This window comes from Amycolatopsis sp. cmx-8-4 (assembly GCF_046548675.1).
In the GTDB taxonomy this organism is placed as follows: Bacteria; Actinomycetota; Actinomycetes; order Mycobacteriales; family Pseudonocardiaceae; genus Amycolatopsis.
Genome location: NZ_JAEBDZ010000045.1, coordinates 26,673 through 40,714, shown reverse-complemented (window position 1 = coordinate 40,714; position 14,042 = coordinate 26,673). Strand labels below are relative to the sequence as shown.

12 protein-coding genes are annotated in these 14,042 nt (G+C 69.8%); 5 read left to right on the top strand and 7 right to left on the bottom strand.

What is annotated here, in order from left to right:
* Window positions 1-56: 56 nt before the first annotated feature.
* Both ACLJQZ_RS45370 and ACLJQZ_RS45365 read right to left on the bottom strand, forming a co-directional pair.
* Window positions 57-695, bottom strand: a complete 639-nt coding sequence (locus tag ACLJQZ_RS45370) for an HNH endonuclease family protein (protein WP_410627601.1) — start codon at window positions 693-695, stop codon at window positions 57-59.
* Between the two features lie 140 nt (window positions 696-835).
* Complete coding sequence (locus ACLJQZ_RS45365) at window positions 836-1,516, bottom strand: hypothetical protein (protein WP_410627599.1); 681 nt, start codon at window positions 1,514-1,516, stop codon at window positions 836-838.
* 77 nt (window positions 1,517-1,593) lie between these two features.
* Here ACLJQZ_RS45365 and ACLJQZ_RS45360 point away from each other — a divergent pair, with 77 nt between their 5' ends.
* Window positions 1,594-2,880 (top strand): adenylosuccinate synthase, encoded by a 1,287-nt coding sequence (locus tag ACLJQZ_RS45360; RefSeq protein ID WP_247059256.1) that lies wholly within the window; start codon window positions 1,594-1,596, stop codon window positions 2,878-2,880.
* A gap of 7 nt (window positions 2,881-2,887) precedes the next feature.
* On the opposite strand, the gene ACLJQZ_RS45355 is transcribed toward ACLJQZ_RS45360, so the two are convergent.
* Window positions 2,888-3,385 (bottom strand): OsmC family protein, encoded by a 498-nt coding sequence (locus ACLJQZ_RS45355; protein ID WP_410627597.1) that lies wholly within the window; start codon window positions 3,383-3,385, stop codon window positions 2,888-2,890.
* Between the two features lie 1,007 nt (window positions 3,386-4,392).
* Here ACLJQZ_RS45355 and ACLJQZ_RS45350 point away from each other — a divergent pair.
* Complete coding sequence (locus ACLJQZ_RS45350) at window positions 4,393-5,295, top strand: TIGR03564 family F420-dependent LLM class oxidoreductase (RefSeq protein ID WP_410627596.1); 903 nt, start codon at window positions 4,393-4,395, stop codon at window positions 5,293-5,295.
* Here ACLJQZ_RS45350 and ACLJQZ_RS45345 read toward each other — a convergent pair.
* Complete coding sequence (locus ACLJQZ_RS45345; RefSeq protein ID WP_410627594.1) at window positions 5,276-6,910, bottom strand: Na+/H+ antiporter; 1,635 nt, start codon at window positions 6,908-6,910, stop codon at window positions 5,276-5,278. The genes ACLJQZ_RS45350 and ACLJQZ_RS45345 overlap by 20 nt on opposite strands.
* 149 nt (window positions 6,911-7,059) lie before the next feature.
* Here ACLJQZ_RS45345 and ACLJQZ_RS45340 point away from each other — a divergent pair, with 149 nt between their 5' ends.
* Window positions 7,060-8,298 carry an MFS transporter gene (locus tag ACLJQZ_RS45340; protein ID WP_410627592.1) on the top strand — a complete coding sequence of 413 codons (1,239 nt, stop codon included), beginning with the start codon at window positions 7,060-7,062 and terminating at the stop codon, window positions 8,296-8,298.
* 57 nt (window positions 8,299-8,355) lie between these two features.
* Here the strand turns inward: ACLJQZ_RS45340 and ACLJQZ_RS45335 are convergent, their stop codons facing one another.
* The 3 genes from ACLJQZ_RS45335 to ACLJQZ_RS45325 form a co-directional block, all read right to left on the bottom strand.
* Window positions 8,356-9,906, bottom strand: coding sequence for an amino acid permease (locus tag ACLJQZ_RS45335; protein WP_410627590.1), 1,551 nt, complete (start codon window positions 9,904-9,906; stop codon window positions 8,356-8,358).
* Between the two features lie 71 nt (window positions 9,907-9,977).
* Window positions 9,978-10,901 carry a serine hydrolase domain-containing protein gene (locus tag ACLJQZ_RS45330; protein WP_410627588.1) on the bottom strand — a complete coding sequence of 308 codons (924 nt, stop codon included), beginning with the start codon at window positions 10,899-10,901 and terminating at the stop codon, window positions 9,978-9,980.
* A 40-nt stretch (window positions 10,902-10,941) separates the two neighbouring features.
* Window positions 10,942-12,078, bottom strand: coding sequence for a glycerophosphodiester phosphodiesterase (locus tag ACLJQZ_RS45325; protein WP_410627587.1), 1,137 nt, complete (start codon window positions 12,076-12,078; stop codon window positions 10,942-10,944).
* Between the two features lie 167 nt (window positions 12,079-12,245).
* Here ACLJQZ_RS45325 and purD point away from each other — a divergent pair, with 167 nt between their 5' ends.
* The gene (gene purD, locus ACLJQZ_RS45320; RefSeq protein WP_410627586.1) at window positions 12,246-13,520 is read left to right on the top strand and encodes a phosphoribosylamine--glycine ligase; all 1,275 of its coding nucleotides are present in this window, start codon (window positions 12,246-12,248) and stop codon (window positions 13,518-13,520) included.
* 123 nt (window positions 13,521-13,643) lie between these two features.
* Window positions 13,644-14,024, top strand: coding sequence for a hypothetical protein (locus ACLJQZ_RS45315; protein ID WP_247059243.1), 381 nt, complete (start codon window positions 13,644-13,646; stop codon window positions 14,022-14,024).
* Window positions 14,025-14,042 lie beyond the last annotated feature (18 nt).

The following is a 14,042-nucleotide window of genomic DNA, read 5'->3' as shown; positions in this document are numbered from 1 at the left end:
GGGGCACCTTCAGGGACTCAGAGTCCCTGAAGGTGCCCCTCACGGCGAACTGGAGGTCAGCAGCGGACGAGCATGTCCGTCAGGGCCGTCTTCTCCGCGGTGTTGACGGTGAGCTTGAACTTCGTCTTCACCGCGACCCACATCTTCGCGTAGGTGCACCAGTAGCTCGTGAGCGGCGGCTTCCACTGGTCGGGCGACTTGTCGCCCTTCGACTGGTTGACGTTGTCCGTCACGGCGATGAGCTGCGGGTCGGTCAGGTCGTTCGCGTACGCCTGGCGCTGGGCCGTCGTCCACGACGACGCCCCGGTGCGCCACGCGGCGGCCAGCGGCACCACGTGGTCGATGTCCACATCGGACGCCGCCGTCCAGGTCTCGCCGTCGTACGGGCTGAACCAGCTGCCGGAGGTGGCGGCGCAGTTCGACCCGGTGACGACGTTCGTGCCGTCGCGCTTCAACACGACTTCGCGCGTGTCGCAGCTGTTGCCCTGGTCGATCCAGTGCGGGAACTTGTCGCGGCTGTAGCCGGTCTGGGACCCGTCGGCCTTCACGGTCAGCGAAGCCAGCTCGGACTTCGCCGTCGCGGCGGACGGGACGCCCGGCGGAGTAGCGTCGGCGACGCCGGCCAATGTTCCGGAGAGCACCGCGGTGGCGGCGAGGACAGCCAAGGAATGACGAACAGCACGCCTGGTTGGCATATTGCTGCCTCCATGTCAGGTGTGGGGACAGCTAACCCTGATACACCTGAGTGGCGTGTGCAACACGTATAGGTGACATGTTGCTGCCCGTTCGCCAACGCTGAGTGTCCACTGGCTCACTTGAGAGTGAAAAACGCAGGTCAGACTGCTCCACGAACGAGTCGCAGATCCTCCGTGTGCCGGTACCAGGTCCACTTGTTCACCGCGCGGTCGAAGACCACGTCGTCGCGCACCGGCCGCGTGGGGATGCAGCCGATCTGGAAGGCGCGCGAGTACAGCGTCGTCGGCCGCTTGAAGACGGTCCCCTTCACCACGCGCACGGCCAGGCCCGGCCCGCCCGGATCCGGCGTCACCTCGATCGACGCGGCCGGCCCGCGCAGCGCGACCTGCTCGTCGCAGTAGGCCACCCCGCGAACGAGCCGCAGCAGCCCGCGCCCGACGAGCACGCCGCCGACGTCGTCGCGGATCAGCGGCACCGGGTCGACCTCGCCGCGCAACGCCAGCGCGAGCGCCTGCAGCGGCGTCTTCGGCAGCCCCCAGAGCGCGGCGACCGACGAGTCCGGCGAGGACGGCACGAACCCGACCGACACGCCGGAGATCGCGTCCTTCCGCAACAGTCGCAGCACGACCGCGGCGAGATCGGCGTCCGTGCCCGACACCACCAGGTGATCGTGTTCGCCCAGCAAGGGGTCGATTTCCGCTTTGCCGGGACGGCTCGGCACGCGGACCGATTCGACGTCATCGACTTCTTCGAAGCCGGCCGCGTCGTCGCCACAGGCCACCACTATTCCGCGCACCCGCGGGTCCTCCGTTACAGTCATGCACCGGCATTTACCAGCGCCACCGGTGTCCGCCCCGGACATCAAACCTCACGTCGTCGAACACCTTGGAGTGTCACATGCCGGCCATCGTGCTCATCGGTGCCCAATGGGGAGACGAAGGCAAGGGCAAGGCCACCGACCTGATGGGTGACCGCGTCCAGTGGGTCGTCCGCTACCAGGGTGGCAACAACGCCGGTCACACGGTCGTCCTGCCGAACGGCGAGAACTTCGCCCTGCACCTCATCCCGTCCGGCATCCTCACCCCCGGCGTGACCAACGTCATCGGCAACGGCGTGGTCGTCGATCCGGGTGTGCTGCTGGACGAGCTGTCCGGACTCGAAGCGCGGGACGTCGACACGTCCAAGCTGCTGATCTCCGCCGACGCGCACTTGATCATGCCGTACCACGTGGCCATCGACAAAGTCACCGAGCGCTACCTGGGCAGCCGCAAGATCGGCACCACCGGCCGCGGCATCGGGCCGTGCTACCAGGACAAGATCGCCCGCGTCGGCGTCCGCGTGCAGGACCTGCTCGACGAGAAGATCTTCCGGCAGAAGGTCGAAGCCGCGCTGGAGTTCAAGAACCAGGTGCTGGTGAAGGTCTACAACCGCAAGGCGCTGGAGGCGAACCAGGTCGCCGACGAGGTGCTCGCCGCGGGCGAGAAGTTCGCGCACCGCATCGCCGACACCCGGCTGCAGCTCAACCAGGCCCTCGAGCGCGGCGAGACCGTGCTGCTCGAAGGCTCACAGGGCACGCTGCTCGACGTCGACCACGGCACCTACCCGTTCGTGACGTCGTCGAACCCGACGTCCGGCGGCGCGAGCGCCGGTTCGGGCATCGGCCCGGGCCGGATCGGCACGGTGCTCGGCATCCTCAAGGCCTACACCACGCGCGTCGGCTCCGGCCCGTTCCCGACCGAGCTGAACGACGAGTCCGGCGAGTACCTGCGCAAGCAGGGCGGCGAGTTCGGCGTCACGACGGGCCGCTCGCGGCGCACCGGCTGGTTCGACGCGGTGATCGCGCGCTACGCGGTCCGCGTCAACGGCATCACCGACTACTTCCTCACCAAGCTGGACGTGCTGTCCGGGCTGGAGAAGGTGCCGGTGTGCGTGGGTTACGAGGTCGACGGCTTCCGCACGCAGGACATGCCGATGACGCAGACCGACGTGCACCACGCGATCCCCATCTACGAAGAGCACCCGGGCTGGTTCGAGGACATCTCGGCGTGCCGCACGTTCGAGGAGCTCCCGGCGAACGCGCGCGCGTACGTCGAGCGCCTCGAAGAGCTGTCGGGCGCCCGGATCTCGGCGATCGGCGTCGGCCCGGGCCGCGAGCAGACGATCGTGCGGCACCAGTTCGTCTGAGGTTCGCTCAGGTCAGCTTCGTGCTGACCGGCGTCTCGTTGCGGAACAGGTCGAGCACCGGGCAGTGCTCGTCGACCTCGCGCTTGAGGTCTTCGTAGCGCTCCCGGCTCGCCGGCCCTTCGAGCTCGACGGACACCCGGACGTCCCCGAAGCCGGGGCGGGTGTTGAGCGAGAAGCCGAAGAAGCCGTGCAGGTCGAGGTCGCCGTCGACGGTGACCTTGACCGAGTCGAGCGGGATCCCGCGCTTGGCCGCCCAGAACTGGTACGTGATCACCTGGCACGACCCGAGCGCGGCAAGCGCGAACTCGACGGGGTTCGCGGCCTGGTTGGCACCGCCGAGCGCCGGCGGCTCGTCGACGGTGAACTCGTGCCCCCGTACCTTGACGGCGACTTCGGTCTTGGTGCCGGGCTTCAGGGTGTGCTCCACGCTGAAGGACACGGCGGCGTTGTGCGGGTCGGCGTCGACGGCCTTGCGAGTGCCGTCGATGACGTCGGTCAGCGACATGGGATCTCCTGAGGATGGTGATCGGGATCTCGCCCAGGGTGGGCGATTTCCTCACGGTTCGCGCGAGTTCCCACGCGCTGGGAGCGCCGGTTCCCGGAATGCGGAAGCGCTTGCCTGACCGGCTGATGCGGGGATCATGGCGCGGTGGTCCGCCCGCTGGATTCACCACGGTGGGGCGGCTTCGAGCTGCGGGTTCGGCCCGCGCGAGGAGACTTCCGGGCCGGCACGGCCATCCCGCCGCCCGCCCGGGCGTGTTGGCCACTCCGGTCACTGTGTTGGCCGTTCCGGTCACTGTGTTGGCCACTCCCGTCGGTGTGTTGGCCGTTCCGGGCGGGAGTCTCGCCAGGGCCCAGCCAGGGAGCGGTGGGAATGTCTGGTCCCTGCTGGGCCGGCTTGCGGAGAAGCCGCTTTTCGTTGCCCTAAAAGGCCAATTTCGCGCCCGGAGCGGTCAACATGAAGGCAGATCGGTTGTCGGCCGTTGCGGATCGGGTGTCGGCCGTTGCGCGAGGAACGCGGCCATCCGCCGCCGAAGCCCACCCCGCCCTTCCCTGGCAGGGTCGCGGTTTCGCCCCCGACTCTCACAACTGTTACAGGCCAAGTCCCGCTTGCAACCGCCGTACGCCCCATACATGACCCATGACGTCCTGAATGGGGCGTACGGCGGTTCCCGGCCCGGACGGCCGACCCCGGTGAGGTGGATGTGCCGAGCCCTATTTCAGGCTCACCACGTCGCAGGCCACCGCCTGAGCGAAACCGACCCGCCGAAACCCGAGATGAACACACCGGAACGGCCAATACAGTGACCGGACTGGCCAACACAGTGACCGGAACGGCCAACACGCCCGGGACTACCTGGGGGGCCGGTCCCGCCTCCAGCGTATCGGTACCCCCGGTCCGAAAACGGGGTCGGGCGAAATCTGTGGACAACCGAACCCGATGTGGATAACTCCGCTTCCCACGCGCTGGGAAGCCGGAAACCGGTGGCATCGCTCGCTAACTTGGAACGCATGACCATCGGAGTCACGCTTCCCTCAGGCGACACCGCCGCCGCGCCCAACCTCGTCGACGAGCTCCTGGCGCAGGCCAGGCAAGCCGCCGGTGCCGGGCTCAAGTCCGTGTGGTTCTCGCAGCTTCCGCTCAGCCAGGACGCCATCACCGTCGCCGCCCTCGCGGGGCGGGAGAATCCCGGGCTCGAGGTCGGCACCTCCGTGGTGCCCATCTACCCGCGGCATCCGCTGGTGGTCGCGAACGCGGCGCAGACCGCCCACGCCGCCACCCACGGCCGTTTCACCCTCGGCGTCGGGCTCGGCTCGAAGGGCTTTCTCGGGCCCGTCTACGGCGTCGAGTACCCGCCGCCCATCAAGCACCTGCGCGAGTACCTGACCGTGCTCAAGCAGGTCTTCACCGGCGAGGCCGTCGACTTCGACGGTGAGACCGTCCAGGCCCACGCGCCGGGACTGTCCACTGTGGGCGGTGACGTGCCGATCATCGTCGCCGCGATGGGGCCGCAGGCGCTGCGCGTCACCGGTGAGCTGGCCGACGGCACCCTGCCGTTCCTCGCCGGGCCGCGGGCGCTCGCCGAACAGATCGTGCCGCACCTGCCCGCGGGCAAGCGGATCCTCGCCGCCGTGCCCGCGATCGTCACGAACGAGCCCGACGCCGTGCGCGCCCTCGCCGTCGAACAGATGGCCTTTTACGCGCAGATCCCTTCGTATCAACGGATCCTGGCCGCGGAAGGTGTCGATCATCCGGCGGACCTGGCGATCATCGGTGACGAGAAGACCGTCCTCGCCGGGCTCCGGCGGTACTACGACGCCGGCGCGACCGACGTCCTCGTGTCGCAGACCGGCATCCGCTCGTCCGAAGAGCGGCGACGGACGTGGGAGGTGATCAGCTCAATCGGTTCGTGAGCGTCGTCGAGACCGACAGCTCCTCCAGGTCCAGCTCGCGCAGCATCTTCCCGAGGATCTCGTCGTCGAGCCGGCCCGCGCGGTTCTCCTCGATCATCGCCTTGCGCTGGGTGATCAGCAGCTCGCGCCGGGCCTTCGCGAACTGCGCCTGCGGGCTGCCGGAGCGGTCCTCGCCGGACAGCGTGATCGCCGCCTTGGCGAAGCGGTAGCGCGTGTCGACGAGCCGTTCGAGCCGCTCCTTCAGGCGCTGGACCTTCTCCGGCGGCAGGTCCAGCTCGGCGAGCCGGTCGCGGCTGATCTCGCGCAACCGCGCGTGCGCCGCCTTCTGCGCGACCTCGCGGGCCGCGAGTTCCTCGGCCTCGTCTCGCGAGGTCTCCGACGGGTCCTGCACCTTCAGCACCCGGATCAACGGCGGCAGCGTGAGGCCCTGGATGAGCACCGTGCCGATCGCCACCGCGAACGCGAACAGCTGGATCTCCTCGCGGCCGGGGGTGTCGGCCGGGACACCGGCCGCGGCGGCGAGCGTGACGACGCCGCGCATGCCGGTCCACGAGATCACCGCGATGGTCTGCCAGCCGGGCGCCCGGCGCACCTGGCCGAACAGCCGCAACGTCTTCGGCAGGTACGCGAAGAGGGCCACCGCCGGGATCCGCACCAGCATCGTCACCGCGAGCACGGCCAGCGCCACCAGCGCGAGGGTGCCGTTGTCGCGGGCCGCGTGCGCCGCGTCGTCGAGCACGAACGGCAGCTGCAGGCCCATCAGCGCGAACACCAGCGCCTCCAGCAGGACGTCGATCGACGCCCAGACGGATCTGTCCTGCATCCGCGTCGCGGGTGACGCGTAGAGCGAGCGGTGGCCGAGGTAGAGGCCCGCGGCGACGACGGCGAGCACGCCGGACCCGCTGAACTCCTCGCCGAACGGGTGCAGGTGCTCGGCGGTGACGTACGCGCCGAACGGCACGATGATCCCGAACGCCGACTCCAGCAGCGGGTCGTCGAGCAGCCGCCGGATCCCCACGACGAGCGCGCCGATCGCCAGGCCGACCGCGATGCCCAGCACGGTCGCGACGCCGAACACCGCGAAGCCGTGCCCGGCCGAGCCCGCGGTGCCGGCGACGGCGGCCAGCGCGACCTTGTAGAGCGTCAGCGCGGCGGCGTCGTTGACCAGGCTTTCGCCGGTCAGCACGCTCATCACGCGCCGCGGCAGGCCGAGCTTGCGGCCGATCGCCACCGCCGTCACGGCGTCCGGCGGCGCGACGACCGCGCCGAGGACGAGCGCGGAGGCGAACGGCACGTCCGGCAGCAGCAGGTGCACGACCAGCGCGACGACCACCGCGGTGACGGCCACGAGCACCACGCCCAGCGCGACGATCGGGCGCAGGTTGCGCTTGAAGTGCGTCACCGAGCTTTCGAGCGACGTCGAGTAGAGCAGCGGCGGCAGCACGACGGTGAGGACCAGCTCCGGCTCCAGCTCGAGCCGCGGCACGCCGGGAATCAGCGCGACCCCGAGCGCGACCACGACGACCAGCAGTGGTGCGGACAGGTTGTAGCGCCGCGCGAACGCCGTCAGCGCGAGCGAGCCGGTGAGCACGCTCATCAGGACCAGGATCTCCACGCGCGTGATCTTCCCGCAGGTAGAGAGCCTGCGCTTGCCTTCCGGTGAATGGAAGTGACCTGGATTACGTCGTACCCCCTGTGCATACTTGTGCGCACTACGCACACCTGTGCGGATGACGTGCACCGACGCACATCCGGAGGTTCCCCATGTCCCCTGGCACTCGCTCCTGGGTCGTGCCCTTGGCCTGGACCGCCGTTCTGCTCGACGGGTTCGACCTCGTCGTGCTCGGCTCCGTGCTGCCTGTGCTCCTGCGTGACCACGTCTGGGGCCTGACGCCCGCCACGGCGTCGATCGTCTCGACGGTCGGCCTGGCCGGCATGATGCTGGGTGGCCTGGCGATCGGCACGATCACCGACGTCATCGGCCGCCGGAAGTCCCTGATCATCTCGGTGGCGCTGTTCTCGCTGTGCACGCTGTTGTGCGCCTTCGCACCGTCGACGTTCGTCTTCGGCCTGCTGCGCTTCGTCGCCGGGCTCGGCCTCGGCGGCTGCCTGCCGACGGCCATCACGCTGGTCACGGAGTACGCGCGCCGCGGCAAGGCCGGCAGCGCGACGACCACGGTGATGACCGGCTACCACGTCGGCGCGGTGCTGACGGCGCTGCTGGCGATCGTGCTGATCTCGCCGCTGGGCTGGCGCGCGATGTTCGTCGCCGGCGCCCTGCCCGCGGTGGTGCTGATCCCGCTGATGCTGAAGTTCCTGCCGGAGTCCGAGTCGTTCCAGCGGGTCCGCGAGACCGAGCGCTCGGCCGGGCACGCGGTCGCCGGGCTGTTCCGCGGCGGGCTGCTGCGCGCCACCATCGCGTTCTGGGTGACGTCGTTCATGGGCCTGCTGCTGGTCTACGGCTTGAACACCTGGCTGCCGGAGATCATGCGCCAGGCCGGCTACCCGCTCGGCGCCGCGCTCAGCCTGCTGCTGACGCTGAACGTCGGCGGCATCGTGGGCCTGCTCGTCGCGGGCCGGGTCGCCGACCGCGTCGGCATCCGGCCGTCCGCGCGCGTCTGGTTCATCGCGGGTGCGGTGTTCCTGGCGCTGCTGAGCGTGCGGCTGCCGGCCGTCGGGCTGTACGCGGCGGTGTTCCTGACCGGCTGCTTCGTCTTCAGCGCCCAGGTGCTGGTGTACGCCTACATCGGCCGGATCTACCCGGACGCGATCCGCGCGACCGGCCTCGGCTGGTCCGCCGGCATCGGCCGGATCGGCGCGATCTCCGGCCCGCTGCTGGGCGGCGCGCTGCTGACGGCCGGAATCGCGTACCCGTGGGGCTTCTACGCCTTCGCCGCGGTCGGCGCCCTGGGCGCGGTGGCGGTCACGGTCGTCCGCCCGGGCCACGAGGTCCGGGTCGAGGACTCCGTCCCGGCGCCGGAGTCACGCCCAGCCACCACCTAAAGCCGTGAATGGCACATTGAGGGACTCTAAGTCCCTCAATGTGCCATTCACGGACTTTCAGCCGAGTTCCTTGAGTTCTTGTTCCACGGCGGCGAGTTCGGCTTCGGAGCCCTGGACCTTGGGGCCCTTGAACCACTTCCGCGCCGAGAGCACCCACCACAGTCCCGCGCCGCCGAGCACCACGAGGAACGCGACCGGTGTGTAGTTGAACGAGTCCACCGTCACCGGGGAAACCTGCGGCAGCATGAACAGGATGAAGATCAACACCACCCACACTGTCGCGACGATGCCGACAGGCTTGCCCCAGCGGCCGAGGTGCCACGGGCCGCGCTCGAAGTCGTCACCCTGGCGGACGCGCAGGAACACCGGGATCACGTACGCCACGTACAGCCCCACCACGGCGATCGAGGTCACCGCCGCGTAGGCCGTCGCGCTCCACAGGTACGGCAGCGCCAGCACCAGCGCGCCGCCCGCGCCGAGCCAGACGGCGTTGGTCGGCGTCTGCGTGCGCTTGTTGATCTTGTGCCAGAACTTCGACCCGGGGATCGCGCCGTCGCGGGCGAACGCGTAGATCATCCGCGAGTTCGCCGTCACCGACGCCATGCCGCAGAACAGCTGCGCGCCGATGCAGATCAGCAGCAGGAACTTGCCGGTGACCGCGCCGGTCGCGTCGATGAAGATCTGCGCGGGCGGGACGCCGGTGGTCGAGCCGACCTCGCCGGCGTAGTCCTGGATCGCGAACGTGAGGCCGATCAGCAGGATCCAGCCCGCGACGAGCGAGACGACGATCGACATCACGATGCCGCGCGGCCCGGCCGTCGCCGCGCTCTTCGTCTCCTCGGTCATGTGCGCCGACGCGTCGTAGCCGGTCAGCGTGTACTGCGCGACCAGCAATCCGAGCGCGAAGACGTAGAACGCCGAGCCCCAGCCCGTCTGGTTCACGAAGCTGCCGAAGACGAACGACGCGTCCTGGTGCTTGGCCGGCACGAAGATCAGCACGCCGACGATCACCAGCACGCCGATGAGGTGCCACCACACGCTGACGTTGTTGAGGATCGCCACGATCCGGACGCCGAAGGTGTTCAGCAGGCCGTGCACCACGAGGATGATCGCGAGCAGCAGGATCGTGTGCCCCGGCGTCGCCGAGAAGCCCCACTGCAGGTCGAGGAACGCGTTGAGGAACAGCGCCGCGCCGAAGTCGATGCCCGCGGTGACGGCGATCTGCCCGACGAGGTTGAACCAGCCGGTGAACCACGACCACGCGGGGCCGTTCTTCCGCGCCAGCCGCGCCGCCCAGTAGTACAGCCCGCCCGCGGTCGGGTAGCTGGAGCAGACCTCGGCCATGCCCAGGCCGACCAGGACGACGAAGATCCCGACGAGTGGCCAGCCCCAGATCATCGCGGCCGGCCCGCCGGTCTTCATGCCGAACCCGTAGAGCGTCAGGCAGCCGGACAGGATGGAGATGATGGTGAACGAGACGGCGAAGTTCGAGAACCCCGACATCGTCCGCTTGAGCTCCTGCGCGTAGCCGAGCTGGTGCAAGCGTGCGGAGTCGTCGTCTTGGGCGGGGTCATGGTCGGGAGTGGTCTGCTGGTCGGAGACATCCATCGGGCACCCCTTGAAAGGTATGCGGCCAGACCATTGAATTCGCCGAAGTTAGCCCTGGTGCCCGAGGGGTGTCAAGGCTTCGTCAAGAACTCGTCCAGCTGCTTGAGCAGCGGTCCGCCGCCGCGGTGGTCGTTCGAGACGAGCGTCGCGGTGACGCCGCCGGAATGCGTGCTCCGGAACGAGACGCCGTGGTCGCCGCCTTCGAGCCGCACGGCGCCGGGCCACGGCAGCCAGAAGCCGAGCCCGTAGCCCGGGGCGTGCGGGCGCAACATCCGGGCCACCCACTCGCGGGGCACGATCCGGCCGTCGAGGAACGCGGGCCAGAACCTCCGGAAGTCCGGCGCGGTGCTGTAGCTCCCGCCGTCGCCGTGCCCGCGCACCGGCAGGCTGAACACGTTGGTGCGGCCGTCTTCCAGGTAGCCGGTGGCGGTCCGGCCGGGCAGCGCGTCCGACCGGAGGAACGCCGTGTCCGCCATTCCGGCGGGCTCGCAGACGCGCTCGTGCACGAGGTCGTGGAACGGCCGGCCCGCGACCCGTTCGGCGAGCAGGCCGAGGACGGCGAACGCGCCGTTGTTGTAGCGGAACTCCGTGCCGGGCGCGGACCTCTGCGGAAAGCCGTCGAGGGCGGCGAGGTAGTCGGCGGACGTGGCGAGGGACGGCGTCGGCGGCGGGTCCGCCTCTTCGTCGCAGTAGTCGCCGATGCCGGAGGTGTGGGTCAGCAAGTGCTCGATCGTCACGGCGTCGTCGATCAACGGCAGGTCGCCGCCCAGCACCGAGCGGGCCGTCGTCTCCAGCGAAAGCCGTCCTTCGGCGATCAGCCCGACGACGACCAGTGCGGTGAACCCCTTGGTGCCGCTGGCGATCGCGAACCGGGTGTCGACGGTGTTCTCGACGCCGTAGCCGCGGTGCGCGTACCCGGCCGCCTCGGCGAGCAGCGTCTCGTCACCGCGGCTGACCAGCACCACGCCGGAGAACGCCGTGAGGGGCACCTTCATGGACGAAGCGTCCCTGAAGGTGCCCCTCACGGCAAAGCGTTTAGTGACCCAGGAACGCGTGCAGCGACTCGAGGGCGGTGTCGCCCTGGTCGGCGAAGAAGCCGTCGACGCCCGCCTTGAGGAAGGCCGCCTCCTCGGTGAAGACGTCACCGTAGGCGTCCGGCTCGGCCGAGGAGCGCAGGTTGGCCGGCAGGAACGGGTTCTCGTTCCGGAACGTGTACGGCTGCACCTTCAGGCCCGCCTTGTGCGCGTCCGCGACGATCGCGGTCGGCTTCGTCAGGTTCCCGGCGGCGTCCAGCGGGATGATCTGGCTCTTGTCCGGCCCGAGGTACTTCGCGTACTTCGCGACGTCCTTCAGCCCGGACGCCGTCACGAGGTCCGCGTACGTCCGCTTGTCGCCCTTCGCGACGAAGTCGGCCGGGGCGCCGGTCGCCGACGTCAGCTGCAGCAGCGGCGTCCGGACCTGCTTGTGCAGCGCGATCAGGTTCGACACCTCGAACGACTGGATGATCGCCGGCGCGTCCGGCCGGTCGAGGCCGTTGCGCTTGAGCGCCGTCACCAGCTTCGGCTCGACCGGGTTCCCGATCGACTGGAAGAACGTCGAGTGCTTGACCTCGGGGTAGGTGCCCAGTGTCCGGTGCAGTTCCCTGCCGAGCCGCTTGGTCAGGTCGAGCACCTCCTGGAAGGAGGCGATCTGGTAGCGCCTGTTGTACAGCGTGTTGTGCGGCCGGTTCGCCGGGATCCGCTCGACCGCGCGCAGCGTCTTCAGCTCGGCCAGCGTGAAGTCCTGGGTGAACCAGCCGGTCGTCGAGACGCCGTCGATCACCAGGGTCTTCTTGCGGGACGCGAACTCCGGGTGCTGCGCGACGTCGGTGGTGCCGCCGATCTCCGGCTCGTGCCGGGCGACCAGCTGGCCGTCCTTCGTGGGCACGAGGTCGACGTCGACCCAGTCCACGCCCAGGCGGTAGGCGAGCTCGTACGAGGCGAGCGTGTGCTCCGGCCGGTACCCGGGCGCGCCGCGGTGTCCGATGATCACGGGGTCATCGTGACCCCGCCCGTGCGCGGCCGCATCGGCGGACCCGGTCTCGGCCGCGTTCGCCGACCCGATCGCGAACCCGGTGACGCTCAGCAACGCCAGTCCGGCGAGTGCCAGGACGCCGACACGTTTGCGCTTCATCTGGTGACCTTCTTTCACAGGGTGTGCCCTGACTACTCGCGCAACCCTCACTGTCGCAAGCATCCGAAGTGCGTATCCGGGCGAAAGCGGCGGTAAACGGCACGTGGACACCCGTCCCGGGGACGGCGAAATGTCCGCCGCGAAGCCGTCCGGATACGCTGTGCGGCGTGCGCGTACTGGTAATCGGCTCCGGCGCCCGTGAGCACGCTCTCGTCCTCGCGGCGTCCGGCGACCCCACGGTCACCGCCCTGGCCTGCGCGCCCGGCAATGCCGGGACGGCCGCGATGGCCGAGCAGCTCGGCGTCGAAGCGGCGGACCCGGAGGCGGTCGCGGCCCTCGCGAAGAGCTGGCAGGCCGATCTGGTGGTGATCGGGCCCGAGGTCCCGCTCGTCGCCGGCGTCGCCGACGCCGTCCGCAAGGCCGGTATCGCCTGCTTCGGCCCGTCGGCCTCGGCGGCCCGCATCGAAGGTTCGAAGGCGTTCGCCAAGGACGTCATGGCCGCGGCGAACGTGCCGACCGCGCGCAGCGAGGTGGTCGACAACCCGGCCCGCCTCGACGCCGCGCTCGCCCGCTTCGGCCCGACCTGGGTGGTCAAGGACGACGGCCTCGCCGCGGGCAAGGGCGTCGTCGTCACGACCGACTACGACGTCGCGCGCAAGCACGCCATCATGCTGCTCGACGGCGGCCACCCGGTCCTCCTGGAGTCCTTTTTGGACGGTCCGGAGGCCTCGCTCTTCTGCTTCGTCGACGGCCACACCGTCGTGCCGCTGCTGCCCGCGCAGGACTTCAAGCGCGTCGGCGACGACGACGCCGGCCCGAACACCGGCGGCATGGGCGCCTACGCCCCGCTGCCCTGGGCGCCCGAGAACCTGGTCGACGACCTGGTCGAGCGGGTCGTCCAGCCGGTCGCCGACGAGCTGGTCGCGCGCGGCGCCTCGTTCTCCGGCCTGCTCTACGCCGGGCTCGCGCTGACGTCCGATGGCCCGCAGGTCATCGAGTTCAACTGTCGCTTCGGCGACCCGGAGACCCAGGTCGTGCTGGCCCTGCTGCGCACGCCGATCGCCGGGCTGATGCAGGCCACCGCCACCGGCAAGCTCGCCGAGCACCCGCCACTGGAGTGGGCCGGCGGCGCCGCGGTCACCGTCGTGATCGCGGCCGACGGCTACCCGGGCAAGCCGCGCACCGGCGACGTCATCACCGGCGGCGAGATCGACGGCGTCCTGCACGCCGGCACCCGGCGGCGTGACGACGGCGCGGTCGTGTCCACCGGCGGCCGCGTGCTGTCGGTCGTCGCCACCGGCAAGACGCTCAAGTCGGCGCGCAAGCACGCGTACGAAACGGTGGAAAAAGTGCACCTCGCGGGCTCGCACCACCGCACGGACATCGCGCTCAAGGCGGCGAACGGCGAGGTCGGCGCCCCGGTGGCGCAGCAGAACGCCTGATCTGACGGACAAGGGGAACCGGCGGGCGACGAACTTCGTCGAATCTCAGGCTCCGGCTACGTCGTGGTTGGTAGCCTCAACGGGAATCGACCGGTCACTGTCGGTATCACGTCAGGGGAGAGCATGTCAGGACCCTCGTACGACCTCAGCACGGCCGTCCCGGTGGCGCCGGCCGCCGCGGACGTCCTGGTCCACCCGGACAAGGTCCTCGACGTCGCCCGGATCGTCGAAGAGCAGGCCAACGCGCTCGAAGACCAGCTGCTCACGCGGCTCGGCGAGCTGCGGATCGACGCGCCGTCCGCCGACGTGATCAGCACCCAGTCGATGGCGGCCTGGAACTCCGTGATCGCCGACGGCGACCGCTCCTACGCGGGCCAGGTCCGCGAGTACGTCGCGGGTCTCAAGCGCCTGGTTTCGCAGCTGCGAGACGCGGCGAAGGATTACCAAGTCAGCGAAGACGAGAAGGCGGCGGTGTTCGGTGACCGCGGCAAGCACGGTGCGTAACCGGACCTTGCGGATCAC

Bases quoted from the DNA above. Each gene is read 5' to 3' on its own strand.
- ACLJQZ_RS45370 (WP_410627601.1), bottom strand. From the start codon at position 695: ATGCCAACCAGGCGTGCTGTTCGTCATTCCTTGGCTGTCCTCGCCGCC.
- ACLJQZ_RS45365 (WP_410627599.1), bottom strand. From the start codon at position 1,516: ATGACTGTAACGGAGGACCCGCGGGTGCGCGGAATAGTGGTGGCCTGT.
- ACLJQZ_RS45360 (WP_247059256.1), top strand. From the start codon at position 1,594: ATGCCGGCCATCGTGCTCATCGGTGCCCAATGGGGAGACGAAGGCAAG.
- ACLJQZ_RS45355 (WP_410627597.1), bottom strand. From the start codon at position 3,385: ATGTCGCTGACCGACGTCATCGACGGCACTCGCAAGGCCGTCGACGCC.
- ACLJQZ_RS45350 (WP_410627596.1), top strand. From the start codon at position 4,393: ATGACCATCGGAGTCACGCTTCCCTCAGGCGACACCGCCGCCGCGCCC.
- ACLJQZ_RS45340 (WP_410627592.1), top strand. From the start codon at position 7,060: ATGTCCCCTGGCACTCGCTCCTGGGTCGTGCCCTTGGCCTGGACCGCC.
- ACLJQZ_RS45335 (WP_410627590.1), bottom strand. From the start codon at position 9,906: ATGGATGTCTCCGACCAGCAGACCACTCCCGACCATGACCCCGCCCAA.
- ACLJQZ_RS45330 (WP_410627588.1), bottom strand. From the start codon at position 10,901: ATGAAGGTGCCCCTCACGGCGTTCTCCGGCGTGGTGCTGGTCAGCCGC.
- ACLJQZ_RS45325 (WP_410627587.1), bottom strand. From the start codon at position 12,078: ATGAAGCGCAAACGTGTCGGCGTCCTGGCACTCGCCGGACTGGCGTTG.
- ACLJQZ_RS45315 (WP_247059243.1), top strand. From the start codon at position 13,644: ATGTCAGGACCCTCGTACGACCTCAGCACGGCCGTCCCGGTGGCGCCG.